The sequence below is a fragment of the Paenibacillus sp. LHD-117 genome (assembly GCF_030929555.1).
In the GTDB taxonomy this organism is placed as follows: domain Bacteria; phylum Bacillota; class Bacilli; order Paenibacillales; family Paenibacillaceae; genus Pristimantibacillus.
In genome coordinates this window covers 198,811-213,058 of the sequence record NZ_JAVFVT010000004.1, presented here as the reverse complement: position 1 = coordinate 213,058, position 14,248 = coordinate 198,811, and the positions used below count along the sequence as shown (strand labels likewise).

20 protein-coding genes are annotated in these 14,248 nt (G+C 51.8%); 14 read left to right on the top strand and 6 right to left on the bottom strand.

Annotated features, from left to right (window positions below):
* Window positions 1–131: 131 nt before the first annotated feature.
* Window positions 132–1,103 (top strand): class II fructose-bisphosphatase, encoded by a 972-nt coding sequence (glpX, locus tag RB620_RS04610; RefSeq protein ID WP_308092363.1) that lies wholly within the window; start codon window positions 132–134, stop codon window positions 1,101–1,103.
* Window positions 1,104–1,173: 70 nt separating this feature from the next.
* Here glpX and RB620_RS04605 read toward each other — a convergent pair whose 3' ends face one another.
* Complete coding sequence (locus RB620_RS04605) at window positions 1,174–1,713, bottom strand: phosphatidylglycerophosphatase A family protein (RefSeq protein ID WP_308092362.1); 540 nt, start codon at window positions 1,711–1,713, stop codon at window positions 1,174–1,176.
* Between the two features lie 131 nt (window positions 1,714–1,844).
* On the opposite strand from RB620_RS04605, the gene RB620_RS04600 reads away from it, so the two are divergent.
* The 3 genes from RB620_RS04600 (at window position 1,845) to rdgB (ending at window position 4,517) form a co-directional block, all read left to right on the top strand.
* Window positions 1,845–2,900 carry a GerMN domain-containing protein gene (locus RB620_RS04600; RefSeq protein WP_308092360.1) on the top strand — a complete coding sequence of 352 codons (1,056 nt, stop codon included), beginning with the start codon at window positions 1,845–1,847 and terminating at the stop codon, window positions 2,898–2,900.
* A 199-nt stretch (window positions 2,901–3,099) separates the two neighbouring features.
* On the top strand, window positions 3,100–3,837 hold the full coding sequence (rph, locus tag RB620_RS04595) for a ribonuclease PH (RefSeq protein WP_308092359.1): 738 nt from the start codon (window positions 3,100–3,102) through the stop codon (window positions 3,835–3,837).
* 5 nt (window positions 3,838–3,842) lie between these two features.
* Entirely contained in the window at window positions 3,843–4,517 is a 675-nt protein-coding gene (rdgB, locus tag RB620_RS04590) for an RdgB/HAM1 family non-canonical purine NTP pyrophosphatase (protein ID WP_308092358.1), read from the top strand.
* Between the two features lie 83 nt (window positions 4,518–4,600).
* Here rdgB and asnB read toward each other — a convergent pair whose 3' ends face one another.
* Window positions 4,601–6,445 (bottom strand): asparagine synthase (glutamine-hydrolyzing), encoded by a 1,845-nt coding sequence (gene asnB, locus RB620_RS04585; protein ID WP_308092357.1) that lies wholly within the window; start codon window positions 6,443–6,445, stop codon window positions 4,601–4,603.
* A gap of 154 nt (window positions 6,446–6,599) precedes the next feature.
* On the opposite strand from asnB, the gene RB620_RS04580 reads away from it, so the two are divergent.
* Window positions 6,600–6,944, top strand: a complete 345-nt coding sequence (locus RB620_RS04580) for a hypothetical protein (protein WP_308092356.1) — start codon at window positions 6,600–6,602, stop codon at window positions 6,942–6,944.
* A 136-nt stretch (window positions 6,945–7,080) separates the two neighbouring features.
* Window positions 7,081–7,668 (top strand): P-loop nucleotide/nucleoside kinase family protein, encoded by a 588-nt coding sequence (locus RB620_RS04575; protein ID WP_308092355.1) that lies wholly within the window; start codon window positions 7,081–7,083, stop codon window positions 7,666–7,668.
* A 77-nt stretch (window positions 7,669–7,745) separates the two neighbouring features.
* Here the strand turns inward: RB620_RS04575 and RB620_RS04570 are convergent, their stop codons facing one another.
* From RB620_RS04570 to RB620_RS04555, 4 genes are all read right to left on the bottom strand, one after another.
* Window positions 7,746–8,159, bottom strand: coding sequence for a hypothetical protein (locus RB620_RS04570; protein WP_308092354.1), 414 nt, complete (start codon window positions 8,157–8,159; stop codon window positions 7,746–7,748).
* A gap of 255 nt (window positions 8,160–8,414) precedes the next feature.
* Window positions 8,415–9,521 carry a site-specific integrase gene (locus tag RB620_RS04565; RefSeq protein WP_308092353.1) on the bottom strand — a complete coding sequence of 369 codons (1,107 nt, stop codon included), beginning with the start codon at window positions 9,519–9,521 and terminating at the stop codon, window positions 8,415–8,417.
* A 562-nt stretch (window positions 9,522–10,083) separates the two neighbouring features.
* On the bottom strand, window positions 10,084–10,842 hold the full coding sequence (locus RB620_RS04560; protein ID WP_308092351.1) for an ImmA/IrrE family metallo-endopeptidase: 759 nt from the start codon (window positions 10,840–10,842) through the stop codon (window positions 10,084–10,086).
* Window positions 10,839–11,210 (bottom strand): helix-turn-helix domain-containing protein, encoded by a 372-nt coding sequence (locus tag RB620_RS04555; protein WP_308092350.1) that lies wholly within the window; start codon window positions 11,208–11,210, stop codon window positions 10,839–10,841. Before RB620_RS04555 ends, RB620_RS04560 begins: the two co-directional genes overlap by 4 nt.
* Before the next feature lie 149 nt (window positions 11,211–11,359).
* On the opposite strand from RB620_RS04555, the gene RB620_RS04550 reads away from it, so the two are divergent.
* The 8 genes from RB620_RS04550 to RB620_RS04515 all read left to right on the top strand — a co-directional run bounded on the left by RB620_RS04550 (window position 11,360) and on the right by RB620_RS04515 (window position 14,243).
* A complete protein-coding gene (locus tag RB620_RS04550) occupies window positions 11,360–11,590 on the top strand; it encodes a helix-turn-helix transcriptional regulator (protein WP_308092349.1) in 231 nt (76 codons plus the stop codon).
* Between the two features lie 18 nt (window positions 11,591–11,608).
* Entirely contained in the window at window positions 11,609–11,839 is a 231-nt protein-coding gene (locus RB620_RS04545) for a hypothetical protein (protein WP_308092348.1), read from the top strand.
* A 21-nt stretch (window positions 11,840–11,860) separates the two neighbouring features.
* Complete coding sequence (locus RB620_RS04540) at window positions 11,861–12,190, top strand: DUF771 domain-containing protein (RefSeq protein WP_308092347.1); 330 nt, start codon at window positions 11,861–11,863, stop codon at window positions 12,188–12,190.
* Window positions 12,191–12,386: 196 nt separating this feature from the next.
* A complete protein-coding gene (locus RB620_RS04535) occupies window positions 12,387–12,641 on the top strand; it encodes a helix-turn-helix domain-containing protein (RefSeq protein ID WP_308092346.1) in 255 nt (84 codons plus the stop codon).
* A gap of 30 nt (window positions 12,642–12,671) precedes the next feature.
* Complete coding sequence (locus RB620_RS04530; protein ID WP_308092345.1) at window positions 12,672–12,914, top strand: hypothetical protein; 243 nt, start codon at window positions 12,672–12,674, stop codon at window positions 12,912–12,914.
* 529 nt (window positions 12,915–13,443) lie between these two features.
* Window positions 13,444–13,614 (top strand): hypothetical protein, encoded by a 171-nt coding sequence (locus RB620_RS04525; RefSeq protein ID WP_308092344.1) that lies wholly within the window; start codon window positions 13,444–13,446, stop codon window positions 13,612–13,614.
* A gap of 133 nt (window positions 13,615–13,747) precedes the next feature.
* Window positions 13,748–14,071 (top strand): hypothetical protein, encoded by a 324-nt coding sequence (locus RB620_RS04520; RefSeq protein ID WP_308092343.1) that lies wholly within the window; start codon window positions 13,748–13,750, stop codon window positions 14,069–14,071.
* A gap of 13 nt (window positions 14,072–14,084) precedes the next feature.
* Window positions 14,085–14,243, top strand: a complete 159-nt coding sequence (locus RB620_RS04515; RefSeq protein WP_308092342.1) for a DUF6906 family protein — start codon at window positions 14,085–14,087, stop codon at window positions 14,241–14,243.
* The last annotated feature ends 5 nt before the right edge of the window (window positions 14,244–14,248 follow it).

Genomic DNA, 14,248 nt, shown 5'->3' with positions numbered 1-14,248 from the left:
GTTTTAATGAAAATACACGCTTATATATTGCGTCACATTAAAATATATGTTACATAATAAATAACGATCAGGAGTATTAATTCGCATAAGCTTTGAGAAGACGATAAGAGCTGAAACGGGGAGAGAGCGGAATGGAGAGAGAATTGGCGCTTGAGATTGTACGGGTAACGGAACTGGCGGCTTTGGCATCGGCGCCATGGATGGGCAGAGGGGACAAAAACGGCGCGGACGGAGCCGCGACGGCCGCGATGCGGTCGATGTTCGATTCCGTGTCCATTCGGGGCACGGTCGTCATCGGCGAAGGCGAGATGGACGAGGCGCCCATGTTATACATCGGCGAGGAAGTGGGCAGCTTGAACGGACCCGAGGTAGACGTCGCGGTCGACCCGCTGGAGGGAACCGAGATTGTTGCGAAAGGGTTGAACAACGCGTTGTCCGTCATCGCGGTCGCGGGCAAGGGACAGCTGCTGCACGCGCCGGACATGTATATGGAGAAGCTGGCTTACGGGCCTTTGCTCGTCGGCAAGCTGAATATCACGGATCCGATGGAGACGACGCTGCGCAAAGCGGCCGAAGCGTTGAACAAGAAGGTATCCGACCTCACGGTCATGATCCTCGACCGTACGCGCCACGAGTCTATCGTCAAGGTGCTCAGGAAGGTCGGCGTCCGCATTAAATTTTTATCCGACGGCGATGTGGCGGGGGCGATGGCTCCGGCGTTCCCGGAAGCGGGCATCGATCTGTACGTTGGCTCGGGCGGAGCGCCCGAAGGGGTGCTGGCCGCAGCGGCGCTGAAGTGCCTGGGGGGCGAGCTGCAAGCGAGGCTAATGCCGGCCGACGCTGCGGAATACGACCGCTGCATCGCCATGGGCATCGCGGAGCCGTACAAGGTGCTGACGATGGAGGATATGGTGGGCACGGAGGACGTCATTTTCGCGGCGACGGGAGTCACGCCCGGCGAATTCCTCGGCGGCGTCCGTTACTTCCCGGACGAACGCGCGGAGACCCATTCCATCGTCATGAGGGCCAAAACGAGAACGGTCAGGTTCGTCCGTTCGCTCCACTACTTGCCGAACAAACCTCTGCTGCAAGTGATGTCGTAATAAAAAAAAGCGGAATCGCCGCGTGCCTGCGAGGCACGGAGGCGAACTCCGCTTTTTATTTTGGATCGGTTTAGTCCAGAGGAGGCGTCGTTGCCCCTTCGCGCTCCGCTTGCTTGCGGTGGGCGATTCGGCTGGCGGCCGATGCCGCGATCGCGCCGACGATGTCGTCGAGGAACGTGTGGATCTCCCCGTCCGACTTGCTGTTCAGACGAACCAGGATACCGGGCTTCAACTTGTCGATATACCCGAAGTTCGTAAATCCGATGCTGCCGTACACATTGACGATCGATAAAGCCAATATTTCATCGCAGCCGTACAGGCCTTCGTCATGTTTGATCATCTCTTGCAGCGGAGCGAGCAGCTTGCCTTCCTCGGCCAACATATCCAGCTGGATGCCGGTCAAAACAGCGTTCTGCACCTCGCGCTTCGACAATACCGCATCGACATGGACGATACATTCATCAATGGTCAGCTCGGGGAAATAATCCTTCTGCAGGAAATGCACGAGCTCGGCGATTTCCGGCTTCGTCACGCCTCTTTTCGCCAGCCATTCCTCGGTTGCTTCCGCGACTTTGCGGCTATTCAGGCTATACAATTCCGGATTGCTCATCTTCTTTGTACCCCCTCATGATTTTGTGGACAAAACTGGTCTAAAACGGGGAAGGGCTCGTATACATAGTACTACAAATGAGGAGTTGTACAAAGCCGACAGGCAATATTCATTGGGGAGGAATTGTAATCATGGTTCAAAAAAGATGGATTCGCCATACCACTTTAGCCACTGTACTCGTATTGCCGGTCATAACGGCAGGATGCGGCCTGTTCTCGCAGCAAACGAGCAAAACGATCGATCCGCCGCCGTCTCAGGTCGAGGAGACAGAGGGCGACCCGACCGGACAGGTTTCGCCGGACGGACAAGCGGATGGCTCTAGTCTCACGGTATATCTGCAGGACCGCAATGGTTATTTGGCGCCGATCTCGATCCCGGTCACTTACGGGGAGAACGAGCAGCCCGGACAGAAGGCGATGGAGTTGATGGTGGAAGGCGGCACGTACGCAGCCGAGCTGCCGGAGGACTTCCGCGCGCTGATTCCGCAAGGCACTCAAATTTTGTCCTACGAGTACGACAAGGAACAGCGCATCGCCAAAGTGGATTTTTCCGAACCGTTCGTCAGTTACAACGCTGCAGACGAGCGTGACATGGTAGAAGCGATCACATGGACGCTGACTGCCATGAGCGGCGTGGAAGGCGTCGAGCTGTATGTGGAAGGCCAGCTTCTGACGGAAATGCCGGAAGCCGGTTATCCGATCGACGGCCAATTGACGCGAAGCATCGGCATCAACATCGAAGCGGCGGACGGCGTCAACATTGCGAATTCGTCTCCGGTCACGTTGTACTTCTCGGCCGAGACGCTGAGCGACGAACAATATTACGTGCCGGTCACGCGGCTGATCTCGCGGTCCGATTCCCCGGCGCTAGCCGCCATGGATGAGCTGATCGCAGGGCCGCTTAACAAGAAGGAACTAAACAGCGTCATCCTGCCGGATGTGGAAGTGTCGAGCATCGAGCAAAAGGACGGCGTCGTCATCGTCGATCTCGAGGATGCAGCTTACGAGCCGGGCCATCAGCTCCCGGCCGAGATGCTGCAAGCGGTCGTCCTGTCCTTGACGGAAACGACGGGCGATGACGAAGTTCAAATCCGGGTGAACGGCGAAAGCAACCTGGTCGACAGCGACAACAAATCCTACAGCGAGCCGGTCGGCAGACCCCATCATGTCAACGCTTTGAAATCATAATCCATGCAAACAATCATAGGGACGAACGCCGCGGCAACGCGGGTTCGTCCCTTCGTCATGCCGGTCGTGCTCGAATGCTTCCCGCGTTTGGGCATGGATGCAGTTAGGCGCTTGATGCAATTCGGTTGCTACTTTGTTAAAATAGGAACGACCCTCGAGGCGGTCGGAAACGGAAAACAGTTCAGGAGGCATACATAAGATGAGAAACGACGGTCGGCAACCGAATGAGCTTCGTTCGGTCACGATAACGGCAAATGTCAATAAACACGCGGAAGGTTCGGTGATGATCGAGTTCGGCGATACGAAGGTCATCTGCACCGCAAGCGTCGAGGAGCGCGTTCCGCCTTTCATGAAAGGGCAAGGCAAAGGCTGGATCACGGCGGAATACGCCATGCTGCCGCGAGCGACCCATTCCCGCAATCAACGCGAAGCGGCGAAGGGAAAGCTGACGGGCCGCACGATGGAAATACAGCGTCTGATCGGCAGAGCCCTTCGTTCGGTCGTGGATCTGAAAGCGCTGGGCGAGCGGACCATTACGCTTGATTGCGACGTCATCCAAGCGGACGGCGGCACAAGAACGACGTCGATCACGGGAGCGTTCGTGGCGCTCGCGATCGCCGTGGACAAGCTGTCGGCGAACGCGAACTTCCCGAAGTTCCCGATCCGGGATTTTCTCGCTTCCGTTAGCGTAGGCGTCATCGAGGAGAAAGCGCTGCTCGATCTGAATTACGAAGAGGATTCCAAAGCGAAGGTCGACATGAACGTCGTCATGACCGGCCAAGGCCGGTTCGTGGAGGTGCAAGGCACCGGCGAGGAAGCCACGTTCTCCCGCGAGGAGCTGAACGAGCTGCTCGGTCTTGCCGAAGGCGGCATCGCCGAGCTGTTCGCGAAGCAGCGCGAGACGTTAGGCCGAATCGCGGACCGGATCGGAGGGTAACGTGCATGGGCGAGGTTGGAACTGGCGGCGCTAGCGGTGCAATCGCAAACGATATCATCGTCGTCGCGACGAAAAACAACGGCAAGGTGAAGGAATTCGCCCATGCCCTGGACAAGCTTGGCAAGCGGGTAGTCAGCCTTCACGACTTCCCGAATATTCCGGACATCGTCGAGGACGGCGATACCTTCGCGGTGAACGCGCGCATCAAGGCGAAGACGACCGGAGACGCGCTTGGCGTGCCGGCGCTGGCGGACGATTCCGGCCTTCGCGTCGAAGCGCTCGGAGGAGAGCCCGGCGTCTACTCCGCGAGATACGCGGGAGAAGGCGCGGCCGACGGCGACAACAACGCTAAGCTTCTAAGGGAGCTGGATAACGCCGGCGCTTCCTGCTCGGACGAACGGCTGCCGGGCGGCTCTCGCCAGCTGAGCAAGGCGCAATTCGTCTGCGCTCTCGCGCTGTACGACCCCGCGACCGGCGAGTTTGTGGAAGCGGAAGGCACCGTCGACGGCATCATTACGGACAAGCCGCACGGCGACGGAGGATTCGGCTACGATCCGCTGTTCTGGCTTCCGCAGCTTGGAAGAGGCATGGCCGAGCTGAGCAAGGACGAGAAGGGGCAGATCAGCCATCGCGGGGAGGCGCTCAAGAAGCTGCTTCCGCTTCTAATGAAGGAACAGTAATGAACGAGGTGCAAAAAAAGGAACGGACGGCCATCGCGGCCGCCCGTTTTTTTGAATTCAAAGAATTTATAAGATGATGCTGGTTAACCTACGCTTACTTTGTAGTGCTTGAGCCACAAATTAACTTGGTACAGGTAGGCGAATAGCTGCGGCCCCGACATAAGCTGGCCGAACCAAGGGATGTTGGATCGCGCGGAATCGGATTCCGCCAGCTCCCTCACTTTCTTCACGTTAATTAGGGGAAGCAGCGGGGAGTTCGGATCGTTCAGCACATCGAGCAGCAGTCCTTTGACCGCCGCCAAATAATTCGGGTTATGCGTCTTCGGATACGGGCTTTTCTTGCGGTACAGCACATCGTCCGGAAGCACGCCCTGCAGCGCCTTGCGCAGAATGCCCTTCTCCCGGTCGCCGGCCGTCTTGATCTCCCACGGAATGTTCCACACGTATTCGACCAGCCTATGGTCGCAGAACGGTACGCGAACTTCAAGCCCTGCAGCCATGCTCATCCGGTCTTTCCGGTCGAGCAGCGTCGGCATGAACCGCGTAATGTTGAGGTAGGACATTCGCCTCATTCGGCTGCGCACTTCGTCTTCGCCGTCCAGCTTCGGCACCTCGGCCACGGCATCGGCATACCTGTCGGCGATATACTCCTGCGGCTTGATCCAAGCAGCGACTTCAGGCGCAAGCAGGTCTGCACGCATCCCCGTTGCGAGCGACCAGGGGAACGTATCGGCCTTCAGCGCTTCCTCGCGGTGGAACCAAGGGTAACCGCCGAACAATTCGTCTGCCGCTTCGCCGGAGATCGCCACCGTCGCGCCCTTCTTGATCTCGTGGCAGAAGAGGAGCAGCGACGCGTCGACGTCGGCCATCCCGGGAAGATCGCGGGCGAACGTGGCGTCCCTCAGCGCGGCGACAAGCTCGGGCGTATCGAACTGAATCGGGTGATGAATCGTCTTCAGATGAGAGGTCATTCTCTCGATCCAAGGCGCGTCTCTGTTCGGCTGGAACGCATGCGCCTGGAAATGCTTATCGTTATCGCGGTAATCCACCGAATACGTGTGCACGTTGCCTTGGCCGTTCGCGTCGTAATATTGGACGGCTAGCGTGGTCAGCGCGCTGGAATCAAGCCCGCCCGACAGCAGGGTGCACACAGGTACGTCCGATACCAGCTGGCGCTCCACCGTATCCCGAAGCAGTTCGCCTACATATTTTGCCGTTTCTTCGACGTTCTGCTCATGCGGCGTGCTGCGGAGCTGCCAGTAGGTGATCGTCTTCACGCCGGCGCGGTTGACGACCATGCATTGTCCCGGCCGCAGCTCGCCGAGGTTCTTGTATACGCCTTGGCCAGGCGTACGCGCCGGGCCCATGACAAAAATTTCGGCCAGCCCTTCCGCGCCGACTTCCGCTTTCATCGCGGAATGCTCCAAGATACATTTCGGTTCCGAGCCGAAAATAAACAATCCATCTTGCCGGCAAACAAATAAAGGCTTCACGCCGAGACGGTCCCGGGCAAGGAATAATTCCTGCGCCGTCACGTCCCAGATGGCGAAAGCGAAAATGCCGTTAAACCGCTCCACGCAGGAGCGGCCCCATTCCATGAAAGCGACGAGGAGCACCTCGGTGTCGCATGTCGTCGTGAACGCCCTTCCTCTGCTCTCCAGCTCCTTGCGAAGCTCGGGAGCGTTATACAGTTCTCCGTTATATACCACGATGTATTGATCGTCGCCTGTGTATCTGATCATGGGCTGAGCGCCGTTCTCGGGATCGATGACGGACAAGCGGCGATGTCCCAGCGCGCAATGAGCCGATATCCAAGTACCGGCCGCATCCGGCCCTCGAGGTGCGAGCGTATCCGTCATGCGCTCCAGGTTCGCGCTTTCCCGGGTCAAGTCACTGTTCCAATCGATCCAGCCGGTTATTCCGCACATCCTTCTCATTCCTCTCTTTGCTGGACTCCAGTAGCGATAATAACAGTTATATGCAGAAAAAAGGGATAAAATGTCTGTCCACAGGGGGATGCTAGATAGGGCAAAAGCCGATGCCGGCTACGAATGGCGATCATCAGGGAGGTGCAAGCTTAACATGGAAAATCATGGCGAAAATTTGCATGGCGGCAATGAACAGAAACAACATTATTACGTGTCGGTCCAAGCGGGCCAAATATTGGCGGATCCCGAAGCCGCCGCGTACGAATTGGATATTATGGCGAACGAAGAGGAAGTAAACCGGCTCCGGGAGTTATTCGAGGAGCTGTCGAGCATGGCCGAGGCCGAGATGTTCTTCTATACCCGTCCGCTCGGGAAATCGAATCATGATGAAACGATCAACGGTGCCAGCGACGAAATCATTACGCGAATCTACCGTTTGTTATACGAGTGCGGCACGGACGGAACCCGAAATCACATCGCGTCGATGGGGTTGCTTTAGGCTTCAAAAGAATCGTGAAACGATTGTTCCGCAGCCAAAGAAAGGCAGCTGCAGAGTACACTTGGGTGCACGAATGATGTCGATTATTAATAGGATGGAGGTATGATTTTTTTTATTTTTTTGGGGGAGCGGAATCGTGCAGAAGCTGGTATTTTTCGTTGGGGCGGCGGGGACTGGCAAGACGACGGTCGCAAGGGCGCTAAGCGCGGACTTCCCCGCGGCTTTCCTTGACCGGGACACGATCGGCGGGCGATTCGTGGAAGCGATTTTGGAGATGAAGGGGCTCGATAAGAACGACCGCGATTCGGAGTTTTACAAAACGAATTTAAGAGACTTGGAATACGATGCGGCCCGGGATGTATGCATCGAAAATTTGGCTGCCGGACAAAACGTGTTTATGGTCTCGCCTTTTACGGCCGAGCTTAAGAGTAATTCCTGGATCGAAGAGTTGCTCTCCGCGGCGGCTCTCTCCGCTGAACAGGTCGAGATCAAAGTGATCGTCGTCACGCTGAAGGACGTTGCTTTGCAGAAGGAGCGGATCATCGGCAGGCAGACGGAGCGCGACCAGTGGAAGCTGGAGCATTGGGGCGAATTCCGGAAGCGCGCCTGCCTCGTTCCGGCGATCAACTGGGACATCCCGGCGTCGTCGATCCTCGTCTTCGACAACAGCGGCGAGCTGACGGAGGAGAAAATGCGATTGTTGAAGTCGTTTTTGCAGCGGTAATCAGACAGCATCCAGCGAGGCACAAAAATGTGAAGCCGCCCGGCTAGCCGGGCGGCTTTTATTTGGTTTGCGGCTTATTATTTCTTTAGCCTCTCCAGCTCGGATTCCAGCTTAAGCTGGCGGCGGTTAAGGATGTCGATGCTATGGTCGTGCACGACCACTTCGCCGGACATTTTTTTCTCGAAGCTTCTCTGAGCGCCGTCCATTCCTTTGACGAGATCGGCGGTCTCAAGGACGGCTCTTCGGATGAGCGGGATGTCGCTCGTGTCGGCTTTGATCGCCTTCACTTCCGTTTCGACGCTGGAGATCCGAATCTCGATCTTGTCGATGCGGCCCTCGATCTTGTCGATGCGGCTTTCGATCATATCGATTCGGTTTTCGATCTTGTCGATCCGGCTCTCGATCATGTCGATTCGCATTTCGATTCTGCCGATCCGGTCGTCCATGCGGGTAAGCTTGTCCAATATTTGAAGCAATACCTGTTCGCTCAATTGACCACTCCTTTGCCAAGAAAAATCGGAGGTCCCGTCTTACTTCAGTTTAATGACGAAATGAAGGAATGTCCAGTTAGAGCGATAAACGTCAAAAAACCTCGAAGACCGGTTGCCCGCGTTCTTCGAGGTCTTAATATGATTATGAGTAATGGCGTCCCAGGAGGACGCATAAATGGGAGGTTAAACCCGCGTCATTACTGGACTATCCATCACGTTTGTGTACCGTTTGTGTACCTAGCAAAAATGTGTACCTCATTTGATCATGCCATTGAATACTTTGAGCGTATTCTTCTCATCCTTTATTCGCAGCTCTTTAATGATATGAGCGTAATATTCCATAGTCGTTTCAATATCTGAATGCCCAAGCCTCTCACTTACATAGTATATCGATACGTCCTTGTAAAGCAAGATACTTGCATGAGTGTGGCGCAAGCCATGTATGCTTATGGGATCGATCTTGAGACGCGCGAGGGCATGCTCTAATGACTTATTAACGGCGTTGTTACTAACCACCTTATATTTGCTGTCCGGGCTGTAGAAGACTAGGTTATGCGGGGTGTCAGTCAATTGTGCGATCCATCCTTGCATGATTTCCATAGTCGACTTGTCCATCTTAATGGTCCGGACGGATTGCGGATTCTTCGTTGGTCCAAATCCGGCATGCATCTTATTCGTATAACCCCAGGTCTTTGTAATGTTAATCTCACCAGCTCCGAAGTTGAAATCAGACTTGGTCAATCCCACCAGCTCGGAAAATCGCATGCCGGACATGAGGGCCAGAAAGATAAGATAATGTGAAACAGCGGATAAGTTGCTGGTTAATTCCTTTATGAGCCGAACGCTATCATTATAATTCAGATGCTTTTCTTCAGGACGTTTGGCCGGTACCGATCCGGATAACCGAACTCCGCGAGTAAAGTCCACATGCAGCAATCCATCATCAATTGCATCCTTGACGCAAGCACGTATATGCGTGTTCAACTTCTTTGCCGTTTCGCGTGACCTGGTTGAGGCGTACTGATTCAAAAATTCTTGATACGATTGTTTTGTTATATCCTTCATAAGTAAAGATCCAAAGTGATCGGCAATGGTCTTGCGCGTGTTCAGATAACGCTCCCTTGTATTATTCGCGATCGCCGGCTTGTACAGGTCAATCCACGATTCAAAATAGTCCGAGAAACCTTCAGACTTTAATATTGGCGTCATGCCCTTATGCAATTTGTTCTCCGCTTCATTTGCTGCCACCTGAGCTGCTTTCTTTGTTGCGAAGCCCCCTTTCGAGATCGGACTTCTCTTCCCGTTGACGGTCCGGCTGATGCGATATTCCCATGTCTTTCCCCGTTTTTGGAAGCTTGCCACATAAACACCTCCTATTCATCAATTTTAACTTTTTCATTCGTTAGAAACACTTCCCAATACTTCCCTGTATCGTCTTGAACTGTGGACATTTTGTTTTTCTCAATAGGATATACCGCGAAGCTGTCATGAAATGTTCTGGATCCGCCATTGGGAAATTCGACTTTCACTAAGTAACGACTACCGTCTTCGTCGATATCGATTTCAGCCGGAAGCCGATATCCTTTTGAGGATTCCTCAGAAGGGTACATGAAAACGTAGTAATTGGTGTGTGGCTCCTGGAATGATCTAATTACGAAAAATAGACTAACTAGGATGATGCCCCATAGTAGAATAACTGCTTTCTTATCATCTTTTGAAACGCTATTGAATTTGAATATGATCATATAAGTCGTTTCAAAGAACCAGAAAAGGAAATTTAATATTACCACGCCATCGACCTCTATCACATCGTATTGTTAATGCGGAAAATGTCGAAAACTGTCGGAAGCATATTCTATAAATTCAATAATATTCCGCAATAAGATATAAAAAAATGGCTCAACGCCAGTGTACCTTCCTTCATTTAGAAAAATTCTGCTCCACAGTGGAAACATGCAATCGGTAGAATATTTGACCCCTCGTATTTACTAATCTCACTACATGCCAGACAAAACAAACCTATTTCTTCAGGTTCTGTCTCTGATGTCGCGGCAACTTCTAGTTGAAACATGTTCCATTCTAATTCGATGGTTTGAACCTCACCTAGATTCGACATGGTAATAATCTCTGTCGCCTCTTCAATAAGAATTCTAACAACTCTCTTATCTAATTTTTCGATTCGTTTTTCGGCAGCCTGGAAGTTGACCCCACACTTTTCCGCTAGTTTATTCGGCTCCATGTCTTCTATGGTCTCAAATATGTAGTCGGGCATTAGAAGCCGGCTGGCAAACCAATGAGCTTCTACTTCTAATCTTTGTTCCTCTTCATCGGTCAAACAAGACCAATCAATATGGCTATGCATTAAGATGTGGCCCATTTCATGAGCAACGGTGTATCGCTGTCGGAGCCTGATAACCTGTTCAGAATATTTACTATTATCCAGATCCGTAGCTACCCAAATCACGTAACCAATATTGCCGTTCTTGAGTGGCACTTTAGAGGTCCATCCATGAGGACCATGCAGCTCGTCGTATCGAATCTTCCAACCGTAGTGTTTAGCAATATCTTCGAGTCCGATCGGAGCTGCAGGAAAGTTAAGGCTACGCAATACGGAGTCCGCCGTTCTGTTAGCTCGCTTAAAGTCAGGACGAGACGTTGCGTAAGCCGGCATTCGTTGACTCAATCCGAATCCTCATCTTCAAACAGTTCTCTGGCCTTTTGTGCGAGCTCTTGCATTTTCTTATAGGCCTGTGGAGTTAAATTCTCCTTGGATCGTGCAATAAACTGTACGCCATGGGCATCAAAGAAATGATAATCATGCTCGGGTTGATCGTCTTTCGGTTTTATCTGAGGGTCATTGGTGCGACCGAGTAGGAAATCAACACTTACTTCAAAAAATTTAGATATTCTGAGCAACATGTCCGAATCAGGCTTTCTAGTTTCACTTTCATATTGAGAAATCGTCGTTTTACCTACGCCCAATTTCTCTCCAAGTTCTTCCTGGCTCAATTTCTTATTTTTTCGTAATTCCCTCATTCTATTACCAATCAAAGTAATCACCCACCTTTAAAACTAAGAATATCACTAAACGTGAACAATAATAAATCATGTTCACAAAAAGAGAATTATTATATTGACAGTTTGCATAATGTGAACTAATATGAAGTTAGCGGAACGTGAACTAAAGGTGGTGATCCGGAATGAGTTCCGACAGAAAAAAATTAAGAGCAGCACGTGAACAAAAAGGTCTTACGCAGGGGCAGGTAGCTGAATATCTGGGTTACAAGTCTAAAAGCCAATATTGCATGGTGGAGAATGGCCAGCGTGGAGTTTCGATTGGAACAGCTATTGCTCTATCGAATTTGCTTGAAAAGCCGATTGAGCATCTTTTTGGTGCAGAAGAAGTTCACGTTGCGCAAACTATGGCGTGATCAAAGGAGGAAATGCAAGTGGACAAGCCCAACGATTTAAATGGGAGCTTGAACACAGATTGGAGTTCGGAAGTAGCTGCTTCATCAGAATACAGCCTGCCGATTAGCTTGCATCGCCAGCAAGATTTACTCCGAATCACAAATGAAATTTGGCGACACTTGACTTCACACCATGACTGCAACGCGATTGAAATCCAATTAATTGCAGCATCGATCAGAGCATACGTCAGCATCATCAACAAGACATAACTTTAACCAGGGAGGGCTCAAATGCAGACATTGAATGTTCAATTGGCTATTCCAATACCTGCGGACTCGGTGCTGATCAGCCGGGTAGAACTGGATGAACTGAAGAAGAACGAGCTGATGGGTGTTTACTGGAACATGAAGGATTTGGAGAAGCGAGTAGGTCGGAGCAGCATCTGGATCAAGGAGAACATCTTGTTCCCACCGCGCTTCCGCAAGCTGCTTGATGTAGATCAAGGCGGATTCGTGTTCTATCCGAAGAACCAAGGACAGGTTTGGAGCTTCCATGCTCCGAAGATGGCGGCATTCTTGGATTCGAGGTTCGGTCAGATATTCACTGAAAAAAGTGCTTGAGGATGGAAGGAATGGGCCCAGCATCTGGGGGGATGCCGGGCTGCAGCAGGGGAATGGCAGTGGACTTTAGAGAGAGGGAAGCATTTCGGGGATGTAGTGGGGAACGTATGATTCTATTTTACAACATAATATCCGGAACGTCTGTTCCACTACCCTCCATAATGTTCCAATTTGGAACGAAAGGGGGTGAAATCTATTGAAACTTGAAATTGGTGAACTGTTACTTGCATGCCGTGTAAAAGCAGGATTGAGTCAAGAAATGCTTGCGGAGCGCTTGAATATATCCAGGAGCTGTGTAAGCAAGTATGAGAGAAATCGAAATTCACCAGACATTTACATCATTCTGCAGTGGGCAGAAGTGACTAACACACGGGAAGTTATCGTGGCCTATCTTTTCGGCGTTGACAGCATCTCGTTAATTCATAATGTAATGCAATCCATTGGAGCTTAAGGAGGGGTATCCGTGAATAGGAGTTCATTGGTGAGTGATGCAGTTATGGCTGGTCAAGCAGCTAAGCATAATTTAAAGATCGTTCGCCGGCACCCGGAAAGAATGGTTCCAGGTAAGCGCCAATCACAAGAAGCATACTTAAAAATGTTGATTCGTTTTACAAAAGAAGAAAAGAAAAATGCCCGCCGGCAAGGGCGGACATCGTTGAAATCCCGTCTAAGGAATCTCATTGCATTCATTATAACACATCCACGAAAGATGGTGAAGGAATGATTCCGATTCCAATCAAGAACCTAACTGGAAAGATATTCGCCATTTACCAGTGTGCCGACTGCGAGGATGTATATGCCATTGATCCGGCCGCTACGGAAGAGCCGATCTGCCCATTCTTTACATCGCTGTATTTCAGCTGCCTGGGGGCCGGTCGTCTCATGATTACGAAGGAGGCTTTCAATGGACCTTTCATTGGAGTTCAATCCGGCACCGAAGCCAGGCAAGAAAAGACGAGTTAAGCCAACGCAACGTCTGCTGGGGGCGATCAGCGCCGCCGCTGATCGGAGTCTAAAGAACCGATCTGATTATATCTGCGAACTGAACGAGAAATGCCGCGGCGCGTGCGCGACGGATCGGGCTCACATGATTGGCCGCCGCATCATTCCCTACAGAACGACTGTCGATGACCTACTACATGTCTGCAAGGAATGCCATATATGGCTGGATGAAACACCGCAAGGGATTCGCTTCAGACGGAAAGTGAGGGAGATCGGCACCAGTGCATACCTCCTGCAGAGGGGGTGTCGTGATGCAGAAAGGTCTTGAATACGCGTTAAAGCGTCCATTGACGGAAACAGAAGAGCGATACATAGAATGGCTGCAACGATGGGACAAAGAGACGATCACGGTGTTTGATCTGCTCTTTAAGGACATGTATCGTGCCGGACAAATAGATTGCCTGAGCACCCAAACCAAGTAGGGGCCAGGGAGATATAGGTCGCTTGCCTATATCTTCAGAATGTCGAATAGATTCGGCCTCCTGAAGATGCAGGCAAGCATCATGCTCTATGAAAATCTAATAATCTATCATTCTGCTTGAGAGGAGGCACGGCGTGGAGCTGGCTTTTTTGCTTGAAGATCCGTTACCGGATTCGAAATTTGACAGCCATCGTTGGCGGCGACTGTTTCGATTAATCGTGGTACATATAAAGGACCATCAAAAGTCCTATACGCTCCTTAGTCGAATGTGGACGCTACGATCGGCGGGTATGGTCATGCGGCGAGATCTTGACGGTATCAAGCTCACGCCGCTCCTGGAACCAGAAGGGGCATGGCCTGATATGGAGTTCTATGAATCCATACGGGAGCAATACCTTACACCTTACGCGAGAGAGCTGAAGCTCTTAATCCGCATGGTCGAGGAGCAAACCGAATAGGGGGAAGAGCGCTATGAAGAATGGGAAGAAGCCAACCTTGAGGCAGAAACTGGCGATGGAATGGGCCGGACTTAAATCCAAGGAATGGCTCGTCAGCAAGGTAGACCATAGCAAGAGCGAACTGCTGATCGTCCATAAGGACACGAATCAGCAAAGATCCATCCCAGCGTAGAGGAG

Bases quoted from the DNA above. Each gene is read 5' to 3' on its own strand.
- glpX (WP_308092363.1), top strand. From the start codon at position 132: ATGGAGAGAGAATTGGCGCTTGAGATTGTACGGGTAACGGAACTGGCG.
- RB620_RS04605 (WP_308092362.1), bottom strand. From the start codon at position 1,713: ATGAGCAATCCGGAATTGTATAGCCTGAATAGCCGCAAAGTCGCGGAA.
- RB620_RS04600 (WP_308092360.1), top strand. From the start codon at position 1,845: ATGGTTCAAAAAAGATGGATTCGCCATACCACTTTAGCCACTGTACTC.
- rph (WP_308092359.1), top strand. From the start codon at position 3,100: ATGAGAAACGACGGTCGGCAACCGAATGAGCTTCGTTCGGTCACGATA.
- rdgB (WP_308092358.1), top strand. From the start codon at position 3,843: ATGGGCGAGGTTGGAACTGGCGGCGCTAGCGGTGCAATCGCAAACGAT.
- asnB (WP_308092357.1), bottom strand. From the start codon at position 6,445: ATGTGCGGAATAACCGGCTGGATCGATTGGAACAGTGACTTGACCCGG.
- RB620_RS04580 (WP_308092356.1), top strand. From the start codon at position 6,600: ATGGAAAATCATGGCGAAAATTTGCATGGCGGCAATGAACAGAAACAA.
- RB620_RS04550 (WP_308092349.1), top strand. From the start codon at position 11,360: ATGAGTTCCGACAGAAAAAAATTAAGAGCAGCACGTGAACAAAAAGGT.
- RB620_RS04540 (WP_308092347.1), top strand. From the start codon at position 11,861: ATGCAGACATTGAATGTTCAATTGGCTATTCCAATACCTGCGGACTCG.
- RB620_RS04525 (WP_308092344.1), top strand. From the start codon at position 13,444: ATGCAGAAAGGTCTTGAATACGCGTTAAAGCGTCCATTGACGGAAACA.
- RB620_RS04515 (WP_308092342.1), top strand. From the start codon at position 14,085: ATGAAGAATGGGAAGAAGCCAACCTTGAGGCAGAAACTGGCGATGGAA.